Source organism: Pseudonocardia sp. SID8383 (genome assembly GCF_009864975.1).
Classification (GTDB): domain Bacteria; phylum Actinomycetota; class Actinomycetes; order Mycobacteriales; family Pseudonocardiaceae; genus Pseudonocardia; species Pseudonocardia alni.
In genome coordinates, this window is the sequence record NZ_WWFY01000938.1 from 1 (window position 1) to 568 (window position 568).

A 568-nucleotide genomic window follows, 5' to 3' on the forward strand; every position below is an offset into this window, starting at 1 on the left:
CGCTCGGTCCGCTCGCGCTCGCGACGCCGCGCCAGCGCCACCGACAGCGGCAGGACCGCGGCCGCGACGAGCAGCATCCCGGCCACCGCGGGCGGCAGCAGCAGCCCGACGGCGTGTGCGGTGGCCCCGTCGACGTCGGCCGGGACGTAGACCTCCAACCGGGCCGGGCGCCCGGCACCGTCGGTGAAGCCGAGGAAGACCTCGCGGAGCCCGCCACCGCGCTCGTAGCGGTGCTCGCCGTCGTCGGGGACGGGGAGCACCACCGCGGCGCCGCCGTCGAGCCGGGCGGCGAGGACGGGATCGAACCGGCGGGTCAGACCCTCGATGCGGGCCTCGTCGGAGAACACCAGCCGCGCCGTCGGGCCCTCCACCAACCACACCTTGACCCGGCTGACCATCCCGGTCGCCCGGAACGGCGCGAGGTCGGCCAGCAGCCGTTCGCGGCCGGCGGGCCCGGCGGTGGCGAGGTCGCGGTCGGCCAGGCCGACGACGACGGCCGTCGCCACCCGTCGCGACACCTCCTCGGCGCGCCGCTCGGCCTCGGCGTGGGCCAGCCACCAGACCCCGG

Annotated in this window: 1 protein-coding gene; it reads right to left on the reverse strand. The window is 78.3% G+C overall.

Annotated features, from left to right (window positions below; genetic code table 11):
• Nucleotides 1-568: hypothetical protein (locus GTW08_RS22420; protein WP_161152479.1), on the reverse strand; the 568-nt coding region annotated here is incomplete at both ends.